Raw genomic sequence first — 24,044 nt, 5'->3', positions numbered from 1 at the left:
TGAACTCCATAATCATATATTTTTTGTCATATTATGTTTTATATGACATATTATACAACTTGAATTTTATATTTATCTTAAAATATGTTATAATTAACTTATTATGTTGTATAAAACATAATTTTAAGGAATTGCTATATGTTTTTTAAAGAATTTAGAGATAGACTTGGAATTTCACAAAAAGAAGCTTTTGAAAAATTAGAAATTCAACAAGCGACATTGGCAAAATATGAATCTCAGTCCATTGCGCCATCTTCATCAGTAATTAAAAAGTATTGTGAAACGCTTAATGCGAATCCAACGTTTCTTTTTTTTGGCCAAGAACCTCACTTATTATCTGCCACTCCCCAGATTTCTATTGAAAATGGTTATCTTTTAAATGATTTATCTTCATTATTTTCTCAAGATGAATTAGCTCAAAAATTACGTGAAATTCTAATAGAAGCACTTCTTAAAAGAGTAAAAGGCATTATCAAAGAAGGCACTTTTGTCAAATTACTAGATGCTTTTTCATTAGGTAGTCATGTAAGGCAGCGACCATTTCTTTTTTTGTATTACGTTTTTCAAATAATATCAGTTGCCAAAAATCAACCTAATACTACTATTCAAAATGCAAAACAATTTATTATTGAAACTATCCAAAATTTCAAAACATTTTCTTGGAAAAATCAACCAGCATTTACGGAAAAAATTAAACAAGATATTACAGAACTTATTGATAGTGATTTTACAGAAAGTGAATGTCAACTATTAATTGAACAAACAGATACAGTCCTGATTTTGCTTGAAAGGACAATGAGCCCAATGGTTATTAAAGCTCATCGCGGAGTTTTTCATACATAGCGTATGATCATATTTTAACGATTTCTTGGTTCTACTCTAAAATCTAAAACCCTTGTTTTTTCAACATTGCAACAAATGGCTGCATATCGGATTCTATTGTGTTCATAGCAGTTTCATTCGATACAGGAACAAGTTGTGCCATGCCATGGACAAAGTTAATTTTGAAAATTTGTCTGGATGATTTATGAATCACCATATCATCATAACCTTCATAAAAAGCATAAGAGGCTCTAAATTCATCGGACATAACAGTTAAGACTTGATCATTACTCATGGTTTCCCTTCCTATTTAGCTTATTTTTGACATATTCGCTCAAGCTTTTAATGGTGCCATATCCCAAATGCTTTTTAGAGATATTGGTAAGAGTGACACCTAAATCATAAAGCTCTTTGATCTTGGCTTGGTCTTTATCGTAGATACTATTTTGAATCGTGCCTTTAGGTTTTCCTAACTTAATGCCTTTTTCTTTTCTAGCTTGTAATGCCTCTTTGGTACGTTGGCTAATTAAATCCCTCTCTAGTTGGGCAAAGGAGGAGAAGATATTGATTTGAAAGTCAGTGAAAGGATTTTGCATATCTGGCTCAATCAGAAGATGCTCTTTTAGGATATGGATATTGACTTTCTTTGCAATGAGTTGATTTACAATAGTGACTACATTCACCACGCTTCGTCCAATACGACTTAATTCTGAGACGATCAAATGATCATGCGGTTGAAGGGTTATTAAAAGCTCATCAATCTTTCGATCTTCTTCACTCTTTTTGCTGCTCATTTTGACTTCAACAAATGAAACTTTGCCTAAGCCTTTTTGATTGGCATATGCAAGAATGGCATGGTGCTGATTTTGGAAATCTTGCTTGTCTGTACTGACACGAATGTATCCGATTGCTTGAGCCATTTTTAGCCTTTTACCTCTTTTGGTAATTATACTAAAAAATATCTCAAATATTTACCTTTTATACATACTATTTAACGTAAATATATAAACTTAATAAACGAACAATATTTATTCAAAATATTTAATGACTGTGTACTTTAATCTACAATTTCATTGGCTATCATTTCTGTTTGTTTAAGAACTGTTTCTGTTGCCAAAGTTTAGTATAGTGGGGGAAAACACTCCTACCAATATCACTCTTTTTGTGAGCCAGAGGAGCGTGTACGTACTACCTCACACTCAACCCCTCATCCATATACTGAATAATTGGATAGATAAAGAACTCAATGATTTTTCGTTTGCCTACTTTAATCTCAGTCGTCACATTCATACCAGGTTCTAATCGTTTCTCTTTACCATCTATCATCAACGAGGTGGTTGAGGGAATGACTTTGATCTCATAAATCAGCCCTTGTTTTTCATCTTCAATGGCATCATTACCAATGCTATCGACTATTCCTTCTATAAAACCATACTTTTGAAAGGTAAAGGTATCGATTTTAATGGCAGCAGGCATCTCTTTGGTGATAAAGCCTCTATCTTGATTGAGTACGGTTGCTTTAATAATGAGAGGTGCATCATCAGGAACAAGCGAGATGAGCTTTTCAGCTGGTGTTACAACCCCTCCTTCGGTGTTGACCATCAGTTTTCCGATGTAACCACTCAGTGGTGCTTTGATCTGTTGTTGTCTGTTTTGAAAGGCGATAGCGTTGATCTCTGATTCTAAGGCTCTTAGCTCTTTTTTCTTATCAAGGAGTTGATTAAACCATGTGGAGAGAGTCTGTTCGACATAGACTTTGGCTTCATGTTCAACCTCTTTGAGATGTTGCTTACTCTCACGTTCTTTATGATGTGCCATATTGAGCTGTTCATGGATATTATTGGCACTCTTTTGGGCTTCTTCATAGTCATTTCGTGCAATGATATCGAGCACCTTTTCCATACGTTTAAGCCGCATCTGCTCTTTTTGAAAGATGCCTTCTAAGCGTTGCACATCTGATTTGGCACTGCTGTATTGCGCTTCGGCTTGGGACTTTTTCATAGCGTATTGGGATTTAGAGGCACTCAGGGAGTCTCGTTGGTGAAGGTAGAGATCTTTTTGTTCATTTAAGAGTGCCGTATCTAGATGCGTATACTCATTCCATTTGGGTTTGCGATTGTCAACTAAAGCACTTAAGCGTTCACATTCCAGGATATGCACTACCAGATCTTTATCTTTAGAAGCCAGACTGGTTTGGGTGACACTCGGGTCTATTTGCATCAGCACTTGATCTTTTTGCACATGTTCGCCCTCTTTCACCAAGATTTTAGAGATGACCCCTGTTTCAATCGGTTGAAGGACTTTAATCTCTCCTGTGGGAACTACTTTACCTCGTGCACTTACCACGATATCAATCGTGGCAAAGCTAAGCCATAAGATTCCAAATAAAATGACCCCAAAGATAATCCATAAAATACTGCGCCCTAATGGATTAAGGGGTCTGTCTTCAATTTCAACTAATAAGGGCTGAAACTCATGGACATCATTTCGCGTGCCCTGTTTAAACCATTTCATGCCCTCTCCTGCTGTGTGGTCAAGAAGTGATAGTAGCCTTTAAGTGTCATCAGTTCATCATGACTCCCTCGCTCTACAATGTCACCTTTATCCATCACGATAATCTCATCGCAATCTCTGACCGTACTCAGCCTGTGTGCCACGATAAACATCGTACGTCCTTCTTTAATGGCTTTGAGGTTATCTTGAATGATTTTCTCTGATTCATAATCCAATGCCGAGGTTGCTTCATCAAATATCAAGACTTTGGGATCTCCTAAAAGTGCCCTTGCAATCGCGATGCGTTGTCTCTGCCCTCCTGAGAGCGATGAACCCCTCTCCCCTACGAAAGTGTCATACCCTTCCGGAAGTTCTGAGATAAACTCATGCGCTCCTGCAATCTTAGAAACGGTGATAATGCGCTCCATGGAAGCTCCCGGAACCGCAAAGGCGATGTTCTCTTTAATCGTTCCACTAAAGAGGTAATTCTCTTGTAACACAACCCCAATATTATGGCGAAGCCATGAAGGATTCATATGTCTAATATCGACACCATCGATGTAAACAGCTCCTTCATGGGGCAAGTAAAGGCGTTGTAAGAGTTTGGTGAGTGTACTCTTTCCACTACCACTGCGTCCTACCACACCAATGCTCTGCCCTGGGCTTACATGTAAAGAGAGTTGCTTTAAGATAAGCGGGCCATCAAGAGCATAACGAAAGGCAATTTTGTCAAAGTTAACCTCCCCTTGCACTTTTGGAAGCGTAATAGCTTTATCGTTCATTTGCTCAGTGGGAGTGTTGAGGATATCTCCAATACGATCTACTGAGAGCAGTGCTTGTTGAAACTCATTCCACAGCCCTACTAAACGCATCACAGGAGAGCTAAACTGACCTGCAAACATCTGAAAAGCGATCAACTGTCCTACGCTTAGTTTGTTATCAATGACGAGCCCTACTCCAAAGTAGAGAATACTCAGTGTCATCAGCTTTTGTAAAGCACCACTGACACCGGAGAGGATATTGGAAAGATGGGCTAGATTAAAGCCTGCATTGACGTAAGCGCCTAAATACTCCTCCCACTTTTTTTGCATACTGCCTTCAATCGCTAGGGCTTTGACCGTTTGCATGCCGGTAACCGATTCCACCAAATAGGCATTGGATTGTGCTCCCATTTGAAACTTGGCTTCAAGTCGTTTGCGAAGATTTGGGGTTACGATGATATAGAGAATGGCAATAATGGAGATAAAGCCTAAAGAGACGAAGGTAAGTTGCACACTGTAGATCATCATCATGACCACAAAGACCACCGAGAAAAGCATATCTAACAGTACGGTGACGGACTTATTAGCAATAAACTCCCTGATCTGGTCTAACTCTCGCACACGTGCGATAATATTACCTACTTTGCGCTTCTCGAAGTAGACCAAAGGAAGTGAGATGAGATGGCGAAACAACCTAGCTCCGAGTCGTGCATCAATCTTTGAGGTCGTATGCACAAAAACGTAGTTACGCACGATGCTCAGTAAAAACTCAAAGATAATCACCGCTCCAAAGGCGATAGCAATGACATTGAGTGTACTCATGCTGTGATGCACTAGAACTTTATCAAGCACTACTTGCGTAAACAGTGGTGTGACTAATCCAAAGAGTTGCATCACAAAGGAGGCTAAGAGTACTTCACCTACGATACGTTTATAGTGTAAAAGCTGATTGTAAAACCATGCAAAGCCAAATTTAATCTGATCGGTCATAATTTTATGTTTAAGGATGATGACTTTAGGCTGAATAGTGGCTGTAAAATCTGAGAAACTGAGTAAATATGGCTCTTTGGATCCAGCTTCGAAGACCAGCATCTGCTCTTTTTCAAGATCAATTTTTAAGATTACGATATACCCTGCCTCTTTTTTTCGGGCGATACATGGCAAGGGGTATTTTTCCATTTGAGCAGGGGTAAGGGATTTGAGTTTGGTTTTAAAGCCCTGCTCTTTCGCAATTCTGGCCAATACTTCGATGGAGGGCTCATTCGCATCTAGGGCATATTTTCTAGCAATAGCAGTGGAGTCAATGGCGATGCGATTGAGCTGGCCTACTACTTCAAGGGCGACTAATGCGCTACGCATTCATACTCCTTTTGGGCAAAGAGAATCTCTTTGGTGTGACTCAGGCTTAAAAGCTCTTCGGCTTCATTGGACGCAATAGCGGTTTGGTAGTATTGGATTTGAGCTTTGAGGCTGGAGAGTTTATCTTTTTGTCCGTTTTCATGCAGGGTTTCGATCATTTCTGAGACATTGTGCGAAGAGGCTTCGCTTCGTTTCGCACTGTTAAGCCTATGTTCGCGCTCACGGGCTTGTGCTTGCAGCAAATATTGCTCTTTTTCATACGTTCGCTTCGCTTCAACCAGTGCCATTTTGGCCTGTTGAAGCTCTAAAAGCCGTGTCTCAACGGCAGCTTCTCTGGCAAAGCCATCAAAGAGTGTCCACGAAAAGGAGAGCCCTACCCTGTACCCATTGCGCTCGATATCTTGGGTGGAGCGCCTGAACTGCTCTTCATCGGAGCCATACAGATCGTATTTGCCGTAAAGAGAAAAGACAGGCAGATAGCGTGTTTTTTCCGCTTGCAGTTGAGCCTCTTTTTGCTCAATGCCTGCGTAGGCTTGTTTAGCACGAGAGCTCTCTTCAAAGCTTACCTGAGTTAAAGAAGACTCTTTTACATGTAAAGGCTCTAGCGTGGAAAAGGTATCCAGTTTGATACCACTGAGATAAGAAAGATGGGCTAGCATATTCTCTTTTTCTTCATGGATTTGAGCGATCATGACCAGTTGATCGGCTATGTATTGTGCATAGTTGATGACTTCGGTTTGCGGAAGTTCGCCTGCAACATTAAGTCGTTTTGCCATGATGTAGGCCTCTTGGTAGAGCTGTTGCATCTTTTGGTAATAGGCTAGTTTTGCTGTGGCGATGCGTACTTTAGTGTAGGCTTCTAGGAGCGAATCTAACTGCTCTTTGAGATTCACACACTCAGCTGCTTTGGAGCCTTTGATCTGCTGATGAGCAGCTTTGACACCCAGGTTGGTGGCACCAAAGCGAAAGAGATCGTAGGTTAGGGAGATCGTGGAGGAGTTTTGGTACTGGGTGGTTTGGGTGAGGCTGTCACTTCCTACATACGAAGGAGTGACCGTATCATTAAACTTTTTTGAATACTCCGAGGTTGCGCCAAGCGCTAAGCTGGGCAGATACGCTGCTTCAGCAGTTCTTAGGCTCTGCTGGGCTATTTTGGTTTGGAGGCGCTGTTGTTCAAGCTTGGGGGAGCTTTGCTCCATCGATTCTAGTAAACGCTCAAAGGTCACACTCTGTTCTCCAAAAGCAAGAGTCGCAGATAAGACTGCGACTCCTAGAAAGGCTTTTTTCATCATGCGTTATGCCAGCTGGAGCTTACGATTTGCATTAAAGCTTGGTTGTTTTCAATGCTACTGTTAGAGCTGATGTAGATACCGTTATCCTTTGCATAGGCACTCATCTGTTGGATGATACTCTCAACATCATTGGAACTTAAATAACTTCCATCACTCAGCTCAAAGCGCTCTATCGCACTAGCATCATTACTTTGACCCGATATCACAACACTCTCTTTATCTCCATACTTAATGGAAAGATTGCCGCATTGCATTAAGAAGGTAACATCCTCTTTTTCGATTCCCTCTCCAAAGGTAATGGTATCATCGCCTCCTTCTGGAGTATTCCAAGAGCAGAAGCTAAAGGAGGTATCGGTGATCGTATCTTTGCCATCGCCTAAGTTAAAGTAATAGGTGTCATTGCCAACATCACCGTATAAGGTGTCATTCCCTGCTCCACCACTGAGCTTATCCGCACCACTTCCACCATATAAGGTATCGTTGCCACTACCTCCGATGAGATAATCATCTCCCTCTTTGGCATCAAGGGTGTCGTTTCCACTATCACCATAAAGGGTATCTTGTCCGCTACTTCCGGTAAGCGTATCATTGCCACTGCCACCGATAAGAAGATCATTGCCCGCATTGCCGATGAGTTTATCATTCTTGGAAGATCCAAATAAGATGTCATTACCTGAAGCTCCTGTAAGGGTGTCACTATAGGTTGAGCCTATGAGTAAGCTATCAACACTATTATTTGCAGTAGCACTTCCAAATGGCCACCACCATGTGCCACCGGCTTGCTTGATTGCCTCTTTATCAATATTGATCTCACCCCAAGAGGTACTCAGTGTTGTCAAAGACTGATTGGGTTGGGTGAAGTAATCACTAATGGTAATCACCCCTTGATCTTTAACTGTAATGGTAAGGTTGTTGCCACTTTTATCAAAGTTAAGCGCATCCATACCATTCGTTCCTAAATCAAGGGTATCGCCAATGGTTTGAGCGGAGATTGTGATATCTCCACCTTCATACACTAAGCCTTTAGCATTAAAGATGATATTTTTAGTGATCACGCCACCCTTACCATCATTCACACTGATTGTTGCACTATCATTTCCAATATACCCAAAGAGACTCTCATAACTCCATACACCTGTGGTTGCATCAAGTGTCAGTGTTCCGTGGGTTGGATTTGTGGAAAGTGCATAACTTAACGTATCGCCATCAATATCACTCGCATTAATAGCACCTGTGACAAGACGTGTATTTTTAAGCAAATACGACTCATCTTCACTCGAAACGAAAGTTGGGGTGTCATTGACCGGAGTGATATTAAGCTCAATCGTTTGCGTAGAGCTTAGACCATATTCATTCGTCACTTTGAGAGTAAGGCTATCAGATCCATTGTAGTTAAGTGATGGTGTGTAGTTATAGGTTCCATCACTATTGAGAACAAAGCTACCGTAATCTGTTGCATCAAGGATGGCATAGGTTAAAGCACCACCAATGGGGTTGGTCACGGCTAAGGTGTTGCTATAGCTATTGTCTTCGAGAAGAGTTAAGGCAGTCGTATTAATCGTTGGTGCTGATACTTTTAAATCGAAGTTGAGCGTTTGCTCTACTACTCCGCCATTTCCATCATCTACTTTAATGATGGCGCTATCTTCACCTATATAACCAGCATTGGCTTTATAGACCCATGCACCTGCTTCATCAACACTTAGGGTTCCATGTGTTGTTTGAGTGGAGATGCTGTAGACGAGCGTGTCACTATCTGGGTCAGTCACAGCTATGGTTCCTGTGCTTTGGCGTAGGTCTTGCATTGCAATGCTTACTTCAGTATCTGTAAGAATTGGTGCTTGGTTCCGTAGATCATCAAGGCTTAAAAGTGTGCCATCATCCAACATAACGTTTTCAATCTCAAAGCCTGTTTGTGTCCAGTTCTTAATGGTGATGGTGTCACTTAGCTCTTCAAAGCTTTTACCTGTTTCCTTCACTCCTAAGATGATGTCATCACCTACTACTTTAGCAAGGATATCTTCTCTGGTGATGCCTGCACCTAACATCAAGGTATCGATGCCTGCGCTATCGCTAATTAAATCGTGACCACTACTTTTTTCAAAGATATAATAGTCATCGCCATTGCCACCCATTAAGATATCGCTACCCAAGCCTCCATCAAGGACATCATCACCATCATCACCCATAAGTTGGTCATCTCCTGCTTGTCCACTAACATAGTCATCACCATCATTTCCACTGATGAGTTCATTGCCCTCTGCTCCAAACAGAACATCATTGTAACGACCTCCATCTAAGCTATCACCTGATGCTAAAACGGTAGCTGAGAGTTCACCATTCTCTTTGGTTTGGATGAGTTTTGCGTAGATGGCTTGTGCATCTAAGATAGTACCATCGGCAAAGACAAACTTCTCGATTTTACCTGTTGCATCAAACCAATTTTTAACAACAATCTGATCGGCGAGATCTTTAAGTGCAGTATCATCGTCACTGTTTTCACGAATACCAATGACAAGTCCATTGGTTTGTCGATCCCATTTGACTAATATTTGGTCTGCGCTAATCCCACTTGCAAAACGAATCGTATCGACTCCAAGACCTGTTGCGTCATTATCGTCGATGGTATCTTTACCACCACCTAGTTTCATAATGTAGGTATCATTGCCCTCACCTCCGCTGAAGCTCTCATTGGCTACAGTAGAAATGAACGTATCATTGTTGGTAATGGTGTCATTTTGATCGACTTTAAACCAAACATCTCTGACGATGCCTGAAGTAGTACTACTTGAAGTAAAGCTTGTTTGATTGGAGATGATATTGCCAGCTTCTGTGATTTGGCTAAAGGTGGTACCATCTTCTCTGCTAAGATGAATGGAAGAGATATTGCTCAGTTGTAAGCTTGTAAGCTCTCCAGCATCAGTGATGCCGTTTTGATTAAGATCTTTCCAGATTTTTAGACTTGCAAAAGCACTGTCGTTAGCATCGATGATATTATCATGGTTACTATCATATTGAGCAAGTGCGGCATAACCATCACTTGCTAAAGAGCCATCGGCCAGTTTGGTGTAGTTACCAAAAAGCTCACTACCGTTATTAATAAGCCCATCGCCATTAAGATCCATCGAAAGCATTGCATCCCCCGATTCTATCCAAGCCGTTTTCTCCTTAACACCATCGCCATCATAATCAAAATAGACATCGCTTGACTCTAATGCAATAGAGGTTGTAAGATTGCCATTAAGATCAAGGACAATTGGAGGGGTGTATTCACCTGAGCTATCACCACCACTACGCCAGTAAGAGTTGATCATCTCCATCATAGTGGCATTCGCACGAATGACATCTGTACTTGTTAATGAAATACCGTTTTCAGAAGCATAGAGGCTTAGGTTTTCGGTCAATTTTTCGATATCAAGATTGGTCATATAGGTTCCATCACTGAGTACGATCTTTTCGATGGCATTATTGAGATTGGTTTGAGAGTTGATCGTGATAAAATCACCATTGCCTATATCTATTTCTAAGTTAGAGCCATTCATTCTGAAGACAATGTCGCTTGCGCTAATGCCTTCTCCAAACTTCAAGGTATCATTGCCAGCATTGTTACCATTTTGATTAGTGCCATAACTATCGTAGATTGTATCTTTCCACTTCGACCTTGCAGGCTATCATTCCCAGCTCCACCATCAAGAACATCATCCCCTAATTGACCATAGAGGTTATCATCTCCAGCTCCGCCATAGAGCGTATCATTCCCTGCTTCGCCTTGGAGGTTATCGTTTCCTGCATCACCATAAAGTGTGTCATTCCCTGCGCCGGCTACGATCAAGTCATTCCCTCCTAATGCGTGGACTTCGTTATCCTCCGCGCCATACGTTAGGTTATCATCGTTCTCAGTTGGGTCAAATAAGAATGCGGTATCTATCTCAGTGCCATCACTGAGTACAACGTGCTCAATTCGATTGTTAACGTTATACCAATCTTTTATGGTGATGATATCGCTAAGCTCTGCCAATGTTTTTCCATCTTCTTTAATACCAATAATGACATCGTTACCGCTTTTTTGGATAATCAGATCATCCACGCTAATGCCTTCTCCAAACTTCAAGGTATCATTGCCAGCATTGTTACCATTTTGATTAGTGCCATAACTATCGTAGATTGTATCTTTACCATCTCCTCGGTCAAAGATGTAAGTATCATTACCTGGTCTTCCATAAAGTACATCATTTCCTTTACCACCATGAATGGTATCGGATCCATCAAGTCCGAAAATCGTCTCATTATCATCGGTTCCAACATGCGCCATAATATCCGCTTTATTCCATGTCGTTCCATCGCTAAAAGCAATATTCTCAACACTATAATAAGCGTTAAAACTCCAATTAGATTCATAATACTGTGTAGAAGTAGCTAACCAGTTCTCAAATGTAATCGTATCACTCAGCTGATCAAAGGTTTTACCTTCTTCTTTGATCCCAATAACAAGATTATGTCCCACTTGCTTGATTAGAATATCATCAGCGGTAATTCCCTCTTTAAATTTAAGAGTATCGTTACCTTTATTATTCCAATCTTCGAAGTCATTCTCTCTTACGGTATCTTTTCCATCACCTCGACCAAAGAGGTAGGTATCGTTTCCACTTCGACCTTGCAGGCTATCATTCCCAGCTCCACCATCAAGAACATCATCCCCTAATTGACCATAGAGGTTATCATCTCCAGCTCCGCCATAGAGCGTATCATTCCCTGCTTCGCCTTGGAGGTTATCGTTTCCTGCATCACCATAAAGTGTGTCATTGCCAGCTCCTGCTAAGATAGTGTCATTGCCAGCCAATGCATGAATAATGTTGTCCTCTGCGCCATATATTAGGTTGTCTACTCCTTCAGTTCCAGGGAGAATATCATTTGAACTAATCGTACTTCCATCTGTAAATTTAATTATCTCAACACGATTAGTAATTCCACCGGTATACCAATTCTTGACCGTAATCGTATCGTTAAGCTGATCAAATGTTTTTCCGTCTTCTTTAATGCCAATGACAAGGTCATTGCCTACTTGTTGCCAGATGACATCACTTTTTAGAATGCCGCTTGCCATAACAATGCTATCAAGTCCTGCACTATCGGTGATGGTATCTTTTCCCATGCCTTTACCAAACATATAGGTATCATCACCACTGATATCACTTATCGTGTCATTTCCATAACCGCCATCAAAGGTATCATTGCCATTTCCACCGATGAGTGTATCTGCACCAACACCACCATTTAGTGTATCATTTCCATCTTTACCATCAAGTGTATCATTACCGATGCCACCATTTAAGATGTCATTTTGGTCATCAAGTCCATTAATGAGATCATTGCTATCCGTTCCAATACTTTGGATGATGTCACTGACACTCATCGATGTGCCATCACTAAACTGGAAGGACTCAATGCGTCCGCCTGTACTGTACCAATCTTTTAGGATAATGCGATCACTAAGTCTGTAAAAAGAGGTCGTGCCTTCTTTGAGTCCAACGGCAAGGTTATTATCAAAGACACGAAGGACGATATCATCTTTGCTGATGCCCTCTCCAAAGAAGAGTACATCTGTTCCAGCGGTATCTTTGATGATATCTCTACCATCGCCTTTGTTAAAGACATACGTATCGTTACCTGCATCATCTTTGATATAGTCATCACCGGCTCCACCGATAAGCCTGTCATCGCCGGATCCGCCATCGATGATATCCTCCCCATCTTGACCATAAATGATGTCATTGCCAGCACCGGCAGTAATCACATCGGCTCCACCGGCAGCTTCGATGGTATCGGCACTGGTGGTTCCAGCAATATCATCGTTGTCATTGCCATAAACGTAGTAGCGTTTTGAAGTCCAAGTGTTATTGAACGTGATGGTAGGAAATGTCTCGGTTTTAGAGATGTCTAGCACTTCACCATTGCTAAAGATGATCTTTTCAATGCCTCGATTTTCAGACTTCCAATCTTTGATAACCACGATATCTTGCAACTCTTGGTAGGTTTCAGAACTGTTGATTTTGATGATAAGACTTGTTCCATTAACACCAATGGTGACATCAGATTTGTTGATGCCTGTAGCAAATTGGAGGGTGTCTTTTCCCGCATTGACCTCAAGCGCGTCTTTGTAGTAATAATCATCAATGACCACCGTAAAATCACCTTGATTGTAAACATACACATCATCACCATTGCCACCACGAAGCACAGCACCTTGTTTACTAAAGATTGTATCTTCGATGTTGACATTGACAAAGAGGGCGGCTACTTCGCTGTTGGTCATTTGGGTTCCATCAGCAAACTTCAATGTTTCAATGGTCGTAGTGTCTTTAAAGTAATTGGCTATAGTGATCTTATCGCTAAGCGTGCTAAAGGTTTTTCCATCCTCTTTGATCGCCACGATAAGGTCGTATCCTACTTGTTTAAAGATGAGATTTTCTTTTGCGATGCCTGTACCGAAGCTAATGAAATCGGTACCACCTTCATCGCTTAGTTTATCTTTTCCATCACCTTTGTTAAAGATGTAGGTGTCATCTCCGAGTCCTCCATAAAGGCTATCATCACCTGTGCCACCGCTTAGCGTATCTTCTCCTGTACCTGCTTGAAGGATGTCAGCGCCTTCATTGCCGATGAGTACATCATCGCCACCTTCTGCGTTAAGAACATCATCTCCTGTCCCACCGATGATTTTATCTGCTCCTCCACCTGAAGTAATGGTATCGTTTCCACTTCCACCATCAATGACATCAGCACCACTTCCTGTGATGATAGTATCGTTACCACCAAGTCCATTGACCGTTGAAGCTTCATTGCTATAGACAAGATAATCATTGGCTTCACTGCCTTGTTGAAGCTCATCTAATGCTAGAGCTGTACCATCATTTAAGAGTAAATGTTCTAACTTGCCACTGGTAAGGTAGTTTTTAATGGTAATCGTATCAGTGAGTTGATCAAAGGTTTTTCCCTCTTCTTTAATGCCGATGATTAAATCATTGCCACTTGCTTTGGCGATAAGATCATCTTTAGTGATGCCTTCACTAAAACGCAAGGTATCTTCACCACTTTCATCACTGAGGATATCTTTGCCATCACCTTTAGTGTACATGTAAAGATCATTTCCTGCCCCGCCATAAAGGGTATCTGCACCAACGCCTCCCACAAGCGTGTCATTGCCACTTCCTGCATCGAGCAGGTCATCGCCTTCATTGCCATAGAGTTTATCATCGCCACTGCCAGCGTATACGCTATCGTTTCCGCTTCCTGCGGTGATGATGTCATTGCCTGCGTTGCTATAAATGGTGTCATTGCCGACTCCGCCATCGATGACATCATTACCTGCACCTGTGGTGATTTTATCATTGCCACCAAGAGCATTGATAGTCGTATTGTCATCATTAAAGACAAGGACGTCATCTCCATCGGTTCCTTGTTGGAGCTCTTCAAGTGCAACTAAAGTGCCATCGCTTAACTGTAGCTTTTCGATACGGTTGTTAGCATTGAAGTACTCTTTAATCGTGACGGTGTCGCTCAGTGCATCGAAGTTTTTACCCTCTTCTTTAATGCCGATAATAAGGTCATTCCCACTGACTCGGATAACAAGGTCATCTTTGGTAACACCTTCTCCAAATTTCAAGGTATCTAGTCCTGCGTTGCCTTGGTAACTGCCACTATAACGGTAGTCATCATAGATGCTATCTTTGCCATCGCCTTTACCAAAGAGGTAAGTATCTGCGCCTAGTCCACCTTGAAGATCATCGACTCCTGTACCACCACTTAGTATGTCTTCACCTGAACCTGCATAAAGGGTATCGTCTCCACTTCCACCATTTAGCGTGTCGTTGCCATTGTTTGAAGTGATAGTGTCATTTCCGCTTCCTCCTTCTATGACGTCATTGCCATTTCCTGAAATGATGGTGTCATTTCCTCCAAGGGCATCAACATTGACATTCACATCGCCATAAATGAGCTGATCAGCCCCTTCGGTTGCACTAAAGAGATCACTTACGAGAAAGTTAGAACCATCTGCAAAAAGGATGTTTTCAACGCGGGTGTTTGAATCGGTGTAGTTTTTAAGGGTGATTTTATCGCTTAGTTCTGCAAAGCTTTTACCTTCTTCTTTGATGCCAATGATGACATCATTTCCAACACTCAGCACAACAAGATCATCTTTGGTGATGCTTTCTCCAAATTTAAGCGTGTCTTCGCCAGAATACTGGCTTAGTTGATTGTTATATCCATACCGGTACGCATCATCGATGGTATCTTTGCCATCACCACGATTAAAGATGTAGGTATCGTTGCCAAGTCCACCATTTAGCGTATCATCGCCTAAACCACCCGTGATGACATCTGCACCTGATCCTGCAACAATGCTATCGTTACCGCTTCCGCCCATAAGAGCGTCATTGCCACTGCCTGCATTGATTGTATCGTTGCCAACGCCTCCATCAACATCATTAGCGCCATCTCCTGCATCGATAATGTCATCTCCGCTTCCGCCATCAATGACATCAGCACCACTTCCCGTGATGATGGTATCATTGCCACCAAGTCCATTAACCGTTGAGGCTTCATTGCCATAGGCTAAATAGTCATTGGCTTCACTGCCTTGTTGGAGTTCATTTAACGCTAAAGCTGTTCCATCATTTAAAAGTAAATGTTCTAACTTTCCACCACTAAGGTAGTTTTTAATGGTAATCGTATCGGTTAGTTGATCAAAGGTTTTTCCCTCTTCTTTAATGCCGATGATTAAGTCATTGCCACTGGCTTTGGCGATAAGATCATCTTTAGTGATGCCTTCACTAAAACGCAAGGTATCTTCACCACTCTCATCACTGAGAATATCTTTACCATCACCTTTAGTGTACATGTAAAGATCATTTCCGGCTCCTCCATAAAGAGTATCTGCACCTACTCCTCCGACGAGAGTGTCATTTCCACTTCCTGCATCGAGCAAGTCATCGCCTTCATTGCCATAGAGTTTATCATCTCCACTACCTGCGTACACGCTATCGTTTCCGCTTCCTGCGGTGATGGTGTCATTTCCCCCAAACGAGCGAACGGTGTCATCGCCACCCAAAGCATTTATGGTATTGTCTTGGTTATCTAAGTCTATGACATCAGCATTTTCAGTAACGGTGAATTGTTGTAGAATGGTTGTAACATCCAGTGTTGTTCCATCGCTTAACACGATATTTTCAACACGATTGGCATTTAAAAACCAGTCTTTAACACGTACACTATCGATGGAGTCTTTAAGTGAAAGTAAAAGATCAAACCCCTCTTTTGAAAGAATTACATCCTCTTTAAGGATGCCTTGATCAAACCTCAAAGTATCATTGCCACCTGCATCAAAGAGTATATCAGAGCCATCACCTTTTCTAAAAAGATAGGTTTGGTTGGCACTATCGTGTGATTGGATGATGTCATTGCCACTATTGCCAAGGACTAAGGTATTGCCAGTAACTTCAAGATTATCATCACCCTTAGTTCCTGTAAAATCAATGCCTGAAGTCAACGTTTGTTGGATGAGATCGTGGCTCATGCTATCGGTGATTGTTGCTAAAAGGGCTGTGGCATCGATGGTTAATGACTTCGTAGTATTGAGCATCCAAATGGTTTGTGCTAAAAATACTTTAGAGTCTATATCGATAGAAGCATCATTCAGATAATTGGTCAAACTTTGTTGCAATTTACTTGCATCTGTTACACTTAAAGCATCAGTATCAACACTGTAGCTTACACCTGTGAAGACATCTTCAAAAACACTTTGGATGGCAAATTCACTTTCGGTTCGGTGGAGCATTGTGTTGTATTGGGTATTGATATAATCTGCTACTAGGACGAGTCTGTTTTGACCATTGATGGAAGTTACGGTGACATCATTGTTGCCTGTCACTGTTTTAGCGTGGGTTTCATAGTTTGACTCTATCCGACTGGTGAGTTCTTCTTTGCCTGAGAACTTCTCCATGATCCATATCTTTCGATCAAGATCAGACATATCGACATCTGCACTTAGGTTGTATTTTTTAGCTATCTCTGCTTTATACGCGTTATAGCCACTCCATTCATTGATATACTCATCAAAGTCATTGGATATAAGCTCTGCATTATTTGCATATTGCTTGGCAAGGGTAGCTAAGTTCTCATTGGTTTGGTAAGCGATGAAACTATCAACCACAAGTCCATACCCTCTAAGGTTAGGTAGGCTTAAGGTAGTTGGGTCTATGGTAAAGTCTTTTTGTTGGACGAGGTCTATAATGGTATCTCGTGCATCGTAGGCTAGGTGGATGTCTGCTACGAGTTCTTTTTCACCTGTGGAGGTTGTATAGTGTGAAGCTTCACTGATAAGGTGACCATTGGTTTCGATATTGGTTTGTACAGAGTTCAAATCTATGGAGGTGATGCCTTCTTCTTTAAGACTTTTTAACTCTCCTTCATCGACACTTCCATCTTGGTCATAGTCATGCCAGAGTTGGAGGCGGTTAAAGAGAATGTCTTTACGATCTATCTTATTGTCATAATTGGAGTCGATGGTGTCTCGTAGTTCATCGAAGCCTTCTGTGGTTGCATTTCCAAATACTTCAGAAATACCACCTATTTGTCCATCTTCATTGGCATCATAAACCAATAGTGCATCTTCACCTTTGATCCATCCTGTACGCTCTTTTATACCATCACCGGTTAAGTCGAAGTAGGTTTCTGATTCTGTGACACTGGTGGTTGCTATGAAGCCATCTTTATTGGTGTCTAGGGCTAGAGGTTCACATCTTTGGAAGAAGTAGGAGTTTGTCAGGTTGAAGTCGTAGGGGTTGACGGATGAGTGGGAGTTCCCCATGGAAGCGAGGATACCCATAATATCTTTTAGCACATCATCTACACTTTTTCCTAACTGATCTGCTATATCATCTAGCCAACCGCCTAGCATTCTTTTTAAGTTGTCTTTAATGCCATCTAAAGTTTCGTTAGGGACAACAGGTACCACATCTTTGCTTAACTCTTTATCTGATGCTGGTGCCCAATGCTCGTTATAACTAAAAATATTATCGTTTATAGGTGATGGTAACCCCGCATCTTTCAAGACGCTATCGGCAAATGTATTACTATTTTGCACTAATGGATCATAAGGATATACATTATTTTTTGATACTGCATTATCTATCATATTATTCCAAATATCGGTCAAATTATTACCTTCTGTGATTAACTCACGATATTGTTTTTGACCTGCACTTGGATAATCAGGATTTGTTTGGTCATAAGGAAAATTTGCCTCGACTTGAATTTTCCCATATGGCGTACCATCAGTAGGGGAGTTTGTCGCCCACCCACTAATTGTATACTGGCTTCCATCGCTCCTTGTATATATCAAAAATTTATGATAAAACTCTATCCCACCCATACTACCTATATTTCTGTAGCCTACTTCAATTTTTTCCATAGATTAATCCTGTAATTTTAAATAGTATTGTATACGCGTGAAAATATTCGCATCAATTCGTCATTATTAAAATAAAATTCTATTTCAAGCGTTTTTGAACCTGGTGTATAAGCTGGTTTACTCTGATGAAGAACAGTGATTGCGTCTTCTTTTCCCTCTTCAGCATATTTAAGCCCCATATCTCGGAGTCTTGCCAATACATCTTGCTTGTGCATACCGATAAAAAAATACTTCAGAACAATTTTTTCAGTCATGACTGCTTGACCAGAAATGGTCTTTACTTCATAAAGCTCATTCAGCATTATTTTTTCTCCTTTTGTAATGGCGGTGTCTTCTTTATTAGCTGGACTTGAACATGCACTAAGCCCAATAATCAAAGAAGATTTCCAAAGTATTTGTAAAATACCCAACTTACTTTTATTGATTTGTTTTGATTTAAGATGTTTCACTCTACCCTCCTCGTTTTTCTTGCTCATTTAACCTAAGCCACCTTCGTATTCCTTTCCGCACTTAGTTCTCCCCTTGATATATTTTGAATCTTTACATGTAAAGAAATTTTCGAGCGATAATAGTCACCCTACTAAATACACATCACAGTTCACGTCACGAAAAATGAAATTATGAAGGAGGGTCTTGGCAAGCAGTGAGAGTTATATGCTTTTTTTGCGTATTTGTATTTTTGATTTTAGATTGAGTACTATATGCAGCATAAGGTGACTGACTATCTAAGTGTAGTCGTGAAGTAATATAAGGCGAAATACCATAAATAAGATTCTGAAACATCTTAATTCCTTATCATGTTACCTTTGATTTTGAAGGCAGTTGTAAATGTGTATGCCCCACGGACATCTTTACATGTAAAAGTCATTAGTCGTGAAAAAAGTATGTGTATAAAACACTATGTAAAATAGACATAGCTTATATGGATTTGTTTAAAGAGGGATAAATATGAAAGGAGTATAGTTTTGAGAAGTAAAGATGTTTAGGTTAAGTGCGTTTGCCCAATGCGTCTTTTACCATTCAAAGATTTATACAGCTCAAGTAGCCCCCTACGGTTGAGTTACACAAATACATCTGATTGTCTTATAAAATCACATTTTAGTCATTATATCCTTAAACTTTATAATGAAAAGTATTATTTTTTATAAGAAATTTGATTTTAGGGAGAGTCAGGTGTTGAAAAGTTACTCCGTTCAAAATGAATAATTAAGAGTATTTCACTACGAATATCTTTTTTTGTATAGATCGAGACTCCATTTTTTTAACTGACCATATATAATATATTAAAACTAAGTCATCGATACACGCACAGAGTTATGCCTATATTATGAACGACAGTGAATAGTGATGTATAAAAACTTCAAAATCAACCCATAAAAAATTAACTGAAATGTTTGAAATCTTCTATGTATATTTTGTTACAAAAATGGCATATATATAGTGTGTTATGATAAAAAAAGTTTTGTTACGAAAATAGCCTATACCTCTTACAGAGGTAGAAAAATAATATGAAAAATTCTATTTTTTGTTACAAAAATAGCTTATATATGAACGATAGTGAATAGTGATGTACGAAAATTTTTCAAAGAGGTTTTTATGTACCTCTTCTGGAGTGCTAATTTTGAGATTATTGATGCTCTTTGTATTGAGGGCTGTATTTAGAATAACCAAGTTCATAACGAAGCTTGGCAATTGCTAGAGTAGCTACAATGAAAGATAATGTGCCAAATATGATATTAAACCATGTCATCCGTTAATCCTTTTAGGTTTGATCTGTATTAGAAATTATAGAACAAATTGTTCTAAATCACCAAAGGGGAAATGTCTTATTCCCCTTTTTTGTATTCTAGTTGTTTATCGGTATGTATCAACGTAAAGCTCTGTGCTGGAGTAGTTTTATTTTTACATGTAACCGTCTCTTGATTCATGAAGACATTGATAGTTGTTGTATTCATAGTCTCTAAACGCATAAAGAGATATTCATCCATTGTGACAGGCTTAAACTGTGTTAAGGCATTCGAAACAAAGAGTTCACCGCCATGATAGGTGCAATACTTTTGAGCTCCGATAATACGTTCGTATCTCCAAGGAAAAATAGAGCTATTTTTCTCCAAGTCGAGTAAATCCTCAAACGAAGCATACTTTGTTGAAATTTGAGCGTATTTTAAGCCTTTTAGCCATGTTTTTAAGCCAAGGCTTTGTGCTTTATCGTGTTGAATCAGATAAAAACGTGAATAGGTCTCTTTTAGATCTCGTTTATTGCCAAGAATGGAACTTTGACGTAACTCAACGTTATCTTTCATGGAAACGATGGAAAAACCATCATAGGAAGAGAGACATTGGTAAAATCCTTCGTATTTTCCTAAACCTTGTTCTCTCATGGCGCTTTTATAACTCACGTAATCAAGACTAAGCAAAGTTGGACGTGCATTTAAAGCTTGAATTGCTTTATCACCATAAACACTTTTTCCTTTGATGCTCTCACAATAGCCTTTAGCATCATCAAGGACATCCATAATGTCACGAGCATCTGCAACATTCATCGCTTCATCATAGGTTCGGTACTCAATCATTGATTGATACTCTCTTTCTGCAATCACATTGTAGTTAATTGTCTCACCGCCTCGTTTGAGGGCAATGTACTCTTTTAAAGAAGTTGCTTGTTGCAAGGGGGAAGGATTAGGTTGAGATGTTGTTGTAGCACAACCACCAAGCATGAACGATGCCGCTAGTGAAGATAAAATAAAGTGAATCTGCTTCATCAGTACATCTTGCTACCGGTATCGTGTTCAAAAAAGACTCTATCAAGGTATTTACACGTATTAAATTCTGACTTTTTAGGAGTGCTTTTATACTCTGCTGTATGAAAGAAGCATCCAACAAGAAGCAATAATGAAAAAAACTTTGCAGCATCACATATCAATGTGGCTTTAATGGTAGTAACGGCTGTTGCATAATCACGAAAGATCCAATAGAGTATGAAAAATCCAAATAGGACTAAACCACCAAAGAAAGCCCCAACAATGATTTTAGCCAAGACCATAATGAGATAATCACGAATCATGGAAAGCATCTTAGTCTCCTTTACAGACTTTTGTTTTTTTCAAACACTAGGTACACATTGCCGCTATGAGTATAAGAGTTTATCAATCGCCATCCATCAGCGTAAAGCTCTTGTGTAGTTGATGATTTCTTAAAATCACCCGAACAGGTCATTGGACTATCTGCAAACGCACCAATCTGTTTGGCATCAAAACGACACGTTGTGACTGCTTTTTGCCCTTCGCTTGCAAAGACACAACTAACCACCATGATCAATGCTAAAAGAACCTTTCTCATTGGCGTTCCTTATGACTAATTTATAGATAAAGGATACCGAAAAAGAGCTTATTAAACACTTATAAGTGTTTGTTGTTTTCCATGTGAAGCACTACTATTCTAACAACTTATAGGTGTTTAGCAAAGGGCGTTTTTGTGGAAAAAATGATTGAGCAATTTATGGATCAAATTGTTGAAAATGTAAAGGCTGAAAGAACAAAAAGAGGTATCAGCCAATTAGCATTAGCACAAATCCTTGGTCATAAGTCACCCAATTATGTAGCTAAGATAGAAACCCGTAAACATGATGTCAGTTATAATCTTGAGCACCTTTATAGGATTGCGTATGAATTTGGTTTGGAAGTGAGAGATTTGATCCCTTCTATTGAAAATTCAAAATAAGTTTTATCCTAGAAGTATTTAGAGCAGACAAAGTACAAAGTTCACTGGAATAATGGATTATTACTATGTTAGACTAGATTGAGCAATGCTGCAAATCAATAAGGAAACTAATATTTTTTTACATAGTTATAGTAGAAATTGTTTAATTGATGTAATCAAATACTAATATCACTAAACTTTACTTTCGTTTAGTCTTTACTAACATAATTTTGAAATCTTTCAATAGATAAGTTCCATAAAATTATTAGTCATTGATATTATTTTCAATTGTTTTATACTTTGATGTAATAAATGCATCAAGAAGCTCAATATTTTTTGTGCTTAATAAAAAGTCAATATCTATATCATTAAAATCAAATATCCCAAAATCTTTTAAATAATTTTTGCCTAATCCAAAATATCCTGATGCGTAATGTTTGCTTTTATTTTCTATATAAATCCATACAACACTTGATACTAAAAGCTTTTGTAATATCTGTAAACTTTTTATATTTTCTGCATAAGCAGCCATTCCATTATAAAAATACAAGTTTTCATCATTATTTAAAACTGCGTTAAAACCTTGTTTAACAAGCTGCGGAAAAAACAATTTATACTTTACTTTTTCTAATGATTGAGTTCTGCCAAATGCGTACCAAACTGGATATTTTCCATTTCCTTTATCTCTCGTCGCTAATAAATCACGCTTTGTAAGTAAATATGCATAAGTTTTTGGAAATTTCTTTGAAAAAATGTCTTCCTCAATTATATGAGCTTGATCATTCTTATCATACATATATGGAAAAATAATCTTTTCCTTTAAATTTCTAAGATCATCATATGTATTTAGCTGGTTTGAATTGATAACTTCTTTACATACTTCTTTTTCTATTGCTGTGCCATCTTGCATATAAAAATACTTTTCATCTTCTTTACTTGATTTGAAAATATATACATGATTTTTTAATGTAGCTATGCCACTTTTTGTATTGTATATTTTTCCAAATGGTTTGCCAATAGATTCTAGCTTAGTTACTAAGCCACTATTTTTCAAACTCCAACCTTTTTGAGTATCCAAATTTTCATAACTATCTTGATTAAATTCTATCTTTGATACATCTTGCAAATCTATTTCTTTAGTACTTGAATAATATATGTATTTTGATTCTTTTTTTTCTAAAAAGCATATACATGTATATGTCATTCTAGACTTAAATATTTGTTCATCTTTAAAATCTATTATTTTTAAGAGTGCTTTCTTATCACTAAAATATTCTCGTATAGCCCTACCATTTACACTATGCATAAATGTGTTCACAGTTATAAATCCCAAGATACCATCTTCTGTTAATAGTTCATACCCAATTTGAAAAAAAGGAATATATAAATCAGGATGACCTGTTTTACATGTGCTCCACTTTTGCATAAGCTCTTTTGTGTTATCGTCCATATTTCTTGAACAAACATAAGGAGGGTTACCCAATATTAAATCAAAGCCATTATTCTTTTTAATTTGTTCATCTTCTTGCAACCATTCAAACTCTAGTGAATTTGCTGTGTATAAATTAAAGTGAAATTCTTTTTCATCTTCACATTGAGTAATAGCCAACAGTAAAAGCAATATTTCTGTTCTTTCTATACTATATTTTTGAATATCAAGACCAAAGATATTTTCTTGAAAAATCTTTTTAAAAGATTTATTGGTTCTTTGTTTAATTTCAAGACTAGCCTCAATTAAAAATCCCCCACAACCACAAGCTATATCAGCTACTTTAATTATATCTATGGTCTTGTGAGACAATTCATTAAATGCTTGAATAGTTATGTATTCTCGTATATTTTTTGGTGTATATATTGCACCATTAATGAGTTTATCGGATGGAGAAATTACAAATTCAAAAAGCTCTAATAACTCTTCAAAACAAAGATTTTGCTTTTCTTGTTCTAAAATTGCTTCGAATTCTTTAAATAAGATATAGTCTTTATCCGTATCCTTAAACATTAAATTTTTAATTTTTATATTCTTGATTTTGTCTATTTGTTTATGTATTAAAAATGCTGAAACTATCAGTTTATTGACTGTATTTGTAGCAGTAATATTATTTAAAAAATCTAATATGCTTTTGTTCATTTATTTGTCAACTATAA

Annotated in this window: 15 protein-coding genes; 2 read left to right on the top strand and 13 right to left on the bottom strand. The window is 38.8% G+C overall.

Annotated elements, in window-relative coordinates:
* The first annotated feature begins 138 nt into the window (after positions 1-138).
* A complete protein-coding gene (locus SHALO_RS02155; protein WP_069477178.1) occupies positions 139-843 on the top strand; it encodes a helix-turn-helix domain-containing protein in 705 nt (234 codons plus the stop codon).
* Between the two features lie 43 nt (positions 844-886).
* Here SHALO_RS02155 and SHALO_RS02150 read toward each other — a convergent pair whose 3' ends face one another.
* The 12 genes from SHALO_RS02150 to SHALO_RS02100 all read right to left on the bottom strand — a co-directional run bounded on the left by SHALO_RS02150 (position 887) and on the right by SHALO_RS02100 (position 21,536).
* Positions 887-1,117: a hypothetical protein gene (locus tag SHALO_RS02150; RefSeq protein ID WP_069477177.1), complete on the bottom strand. Its 231-nt coding sequence runs from the start codon at positions 1,115-1,117 to the stop codon at positions 887-889.
* On the bottom strand, positions 1,110-1,742 hold the full coding sequence (locus tag SHALO_RS02145) for a recombinase family protein (RefSeq protein WP_069477176.1): 633 nt from the start codon (positions 1,740-1,742) through the stop codon (positions 1,110-1,112). Before SHALO_RS02145 ends, SHALO_RS02150 begins: the two co-directional genes overlap by 8 nt.
* A gap of 268 nt (positions 1,743-2,010) precedes the next feature.
* On the bottom strand, positions 2,011-3,336 hold the full coding sequence (locus SHALO_RS02140) for an HlyD family type I secretion periplasmic adaptor subunit (RefSeq protein WP_069477175.1): 1,326 nt from the start codon (positions 3,334-3,336) through the stop codon (positions 2,011-2,013).
* Positions 3,333-5,435, bottom strand: a complete 2,103-nt coding sequence (locus SHALO_RS02135; protein WP_069477174.1) for a peptidase domain-containing ABC transporter — start codon at positions 5,433-5,435, stop codon at positions 3,333-3,335. The genes SHALO_RS02140 and SHALO_RS02135 overlap by 4 nt, the downstream gene beginning before the upstream one ends.
* On the bottom strand, positions 5,420-6,727 hold the full coding sequence (locus SHALO_RS02130; protein WP_069477173.1) for a TolC family protein: 1,308 nt from the start codon (positions 6,725-6,727) through the stop codon (positions 5,420-5,422). Before SHALO_RS02130 ends, SHALO_RS02135 begins: the two co-directional genes overlap by 16 nt.
* A complete protein-coding gene (locus tag SHALO_RS02125) occupies positions 6,724-10,314 on the bottom strand; it encodes an Ig-like domain-containing protein (protein ID WP_069477172.1) in 3,591 nt (1,196 codons plus the stop codon). The genes SHALO_RS02130 and SHALO_RS02125 overlap by 4 nt, the downstream gene beginning before the upstream one ends.
* The gene (locus SHALO_RS02120; protein ID WP_069477171.1) at positions 10,311-18,197 is read right to left on the bottom strand and encodes a calcium-binding protein; all 7,887 of its coding nucleotides are present in this window, start codon (positions 18,195-18,197) and stop codon (positions 10,311-10,313) included. The genes SHALO_RS02125 and SHALO_RS02120 overlap by 4 nt, the downstream gene beginning before the upstream one ends.
* A 17-nt stretch (positions 18,198-18,214) precedes the next feature.
* A complete protein-coding gene (locus SHALO_RS02115; RefSeq protein WP_145923212.1) occupies positions 18,215-18,646 on the bottom strand; it encodes a hypothetical protein in 432 nt (143 codons plus the stop codon).
* Between the two features lie 1,178 nt (positions 18,647-19,824).
* A complete protein-coding gene (locus tag SHALO_RS15590; protein WP_274532262.1) occupies positions 19,825-19,947 on the bottom strand; it encodes a hypothetical protein in 123 nt (40 codons plus the stop codon).
* A gap of 76 nt (positions 19,948-20,023) precedes the next feature.
* Positions 20,024-20,959 carry a hypothetical protein gene (locus SHALO_RS02110; RefSeq protein ID WP_069477169.1) on the bottom strand — a complete coding sequence of 312 codons (936 nt, stop codon included), beginning with the start codon at positions 20,957-20,959 and terminating at the stop codon, positions 20,024-20,026.
* Positions 20,959-21,270: a hypothetical protein gene (locus SHALO_RS02105; RefSeq protein ID WP_069477168.1), complete on the bottom strand. Its 312-nt coding sequence runs from the start codon at positions 21,268-21,270 to the stop codon at positions 20,959-20,961. The genes SHALO_RS02110 and SHALO_RS02105 overlap by 1 nt, the downstream gene beginning before the upstream one ends.
* An 11-nt stretch (positions 21,271-21,281) precedes the next feature.
* Complete coding sequence (locus SHALO_RS02100; RefSeq protein ID WP_069477167.1) at positions 21,282-21,536, bottom strand: hypothetical protein; 255 nt, start codon at positions 21,534-21,536, stop codon at positions 21,282-21,284.
* 144 nt (positions 21,537-21,680) lie between these two features.
* Between SHALO_RS02100 and SHALO_RS02095 the strand changes: the two genes are divergently transcribed.
* Positions 21,681-21,917, top strand: coding sequence for a helix-turn-helix domain-containing protein (locus tag SHALO_RS02095; RefSeq protein ID WP_069479285.1), 237 nt, complete (start codon positions 21,681-21,683; stop codon positions 21,915-21,917).
* 244 nt (positions 21,918-22,161) lie between these two features.
* Here SHALO_RS02095 and SHALO_RS02090 read toward each other — a convergent pair whose 3' ends face one another.
* Positions 22,162-24,027, bottom strand: a complete 1,866-nt coding sequence (locus SHALO_RS02090; protein ID WP_069477166.1) for an HsdM family class I SAM-dependent methyltransferase — start codon at positions 24,025-24,027, stop codon at positions 22,162-22,164.
* Between the last annotated feature and the right edge of the window lie 17 nt (positions 24,028-24,044).

Origin of the sequence: Sulfurospirillum halorespirans DSM 13726 (assembly GCF_001723605.1) — a bacterium.
Taxonomy (GTDB): domain Bacteria; phylum Campylobacterota; class Campylobacteria; order Campylobacterales; family Sulfurospirillaceae; genus Sulfurospirillum; species Sulfurospirillum halorespirans.
This window is presented reverse-complemented; position numbering and strand designations above follow the sequence as displayed.

Excerpts from the sequence above, each read along its gene's own strand:
- SHALO_RS02155 (WP_069477178.1), top strand. The coding sequence starts at position 139 with ATGTTTTTTAAAGAATTTAGAGATAGACTTGGAATTTCACAAAAAGAA.
- SHALO_RS02150 (WP_069477177.1), bottom strand. The coding sequence starts at position 1,117 with ATGAGTAATGATCAAGTCTTAACTGTTATGTCCGATGAATTTAGAGCC.
- SHALO_RS02145 (WP_069477176.1), bottom strand. The coding sequence starts at position 1,742 with ATGGCTCAAGCAATCGGATACATTCGTGTCAGTACAGACAAGCAAGAT.
- SHALO_RS02140 (WP_069477175.1), bottom strand. The coding sequence starts at position 3,336 with ATGAAATGGTTTAAACAGGGCACGCGAAATGATGTCCATGAGTTTCAG.
- SHALO_RS02135 (WP_069477174.1), bottom strand. The coding sequence starts at position 5,435 with ATGCGTAGCGCATTAGTCGCCCTTGAAGTAGTAGGCCAGCTCAATCGC.
- SHALO_RS02130 (WP_069477173.1), bottom strand. The coding sequence starts at position 6,727 with ATGATGAAAAAAGCCTTTCTAGGAGTCGCAGTCTTATCTGCGACTCTT.
- SHALO_RS02120 (WP_069477171.1), bottom strand. The coding sequence starts at position 18,197 with ATGGAAAAAATTGAAGTAGGCTACAGAAATATAGGTAGTATGGGTGGG.
- SHALO_RS15590 (WP_274532262.1), bottom strand. The coding sequence starts at position 19,947 with ATGACATGGTTTAATATCATATTTGGCACATTATCTTTCATTGTAGCT.
- SHALO_RS02110 (WP_069477169.1), bottom strand. The coding sequence starts at position 20,959 with ATGAAGCAGATTCACTTTATTTTATCTTCACTAGCGGCATCGTTCATG.
- SHALO_RS02105 (WP_069477168.1), bottom strand. The coding sequence starts at position 21,270 with ATGCTTTCCATGATTCGTGATTATCTCATTATGGTCTTGGCTAAAATC.
- SHALO_RS02100 (WP_069477167.1), bottom strand. The coding sequence starts at position 21,536 with ATGAGAAAGGTTCTTTTAGCATTGATCATGGTGGTTAGTTGTGTCTTT.
- SHALO_RS02095 (WP_069479285.1), top strand. The coding sequence starts at position 21,681 with ATGATTGAGCAATTTATGGATCAAATTGTTGAAAATGTAAAGGCTGAA.
- SHALO_RS02090 (WP_069477166.1), bottom strand. The coding sequence starts at position 24,027 with ATGAACAAAAGCATATTAGATTTTTTAAATAATATTACTGCTACAAAT.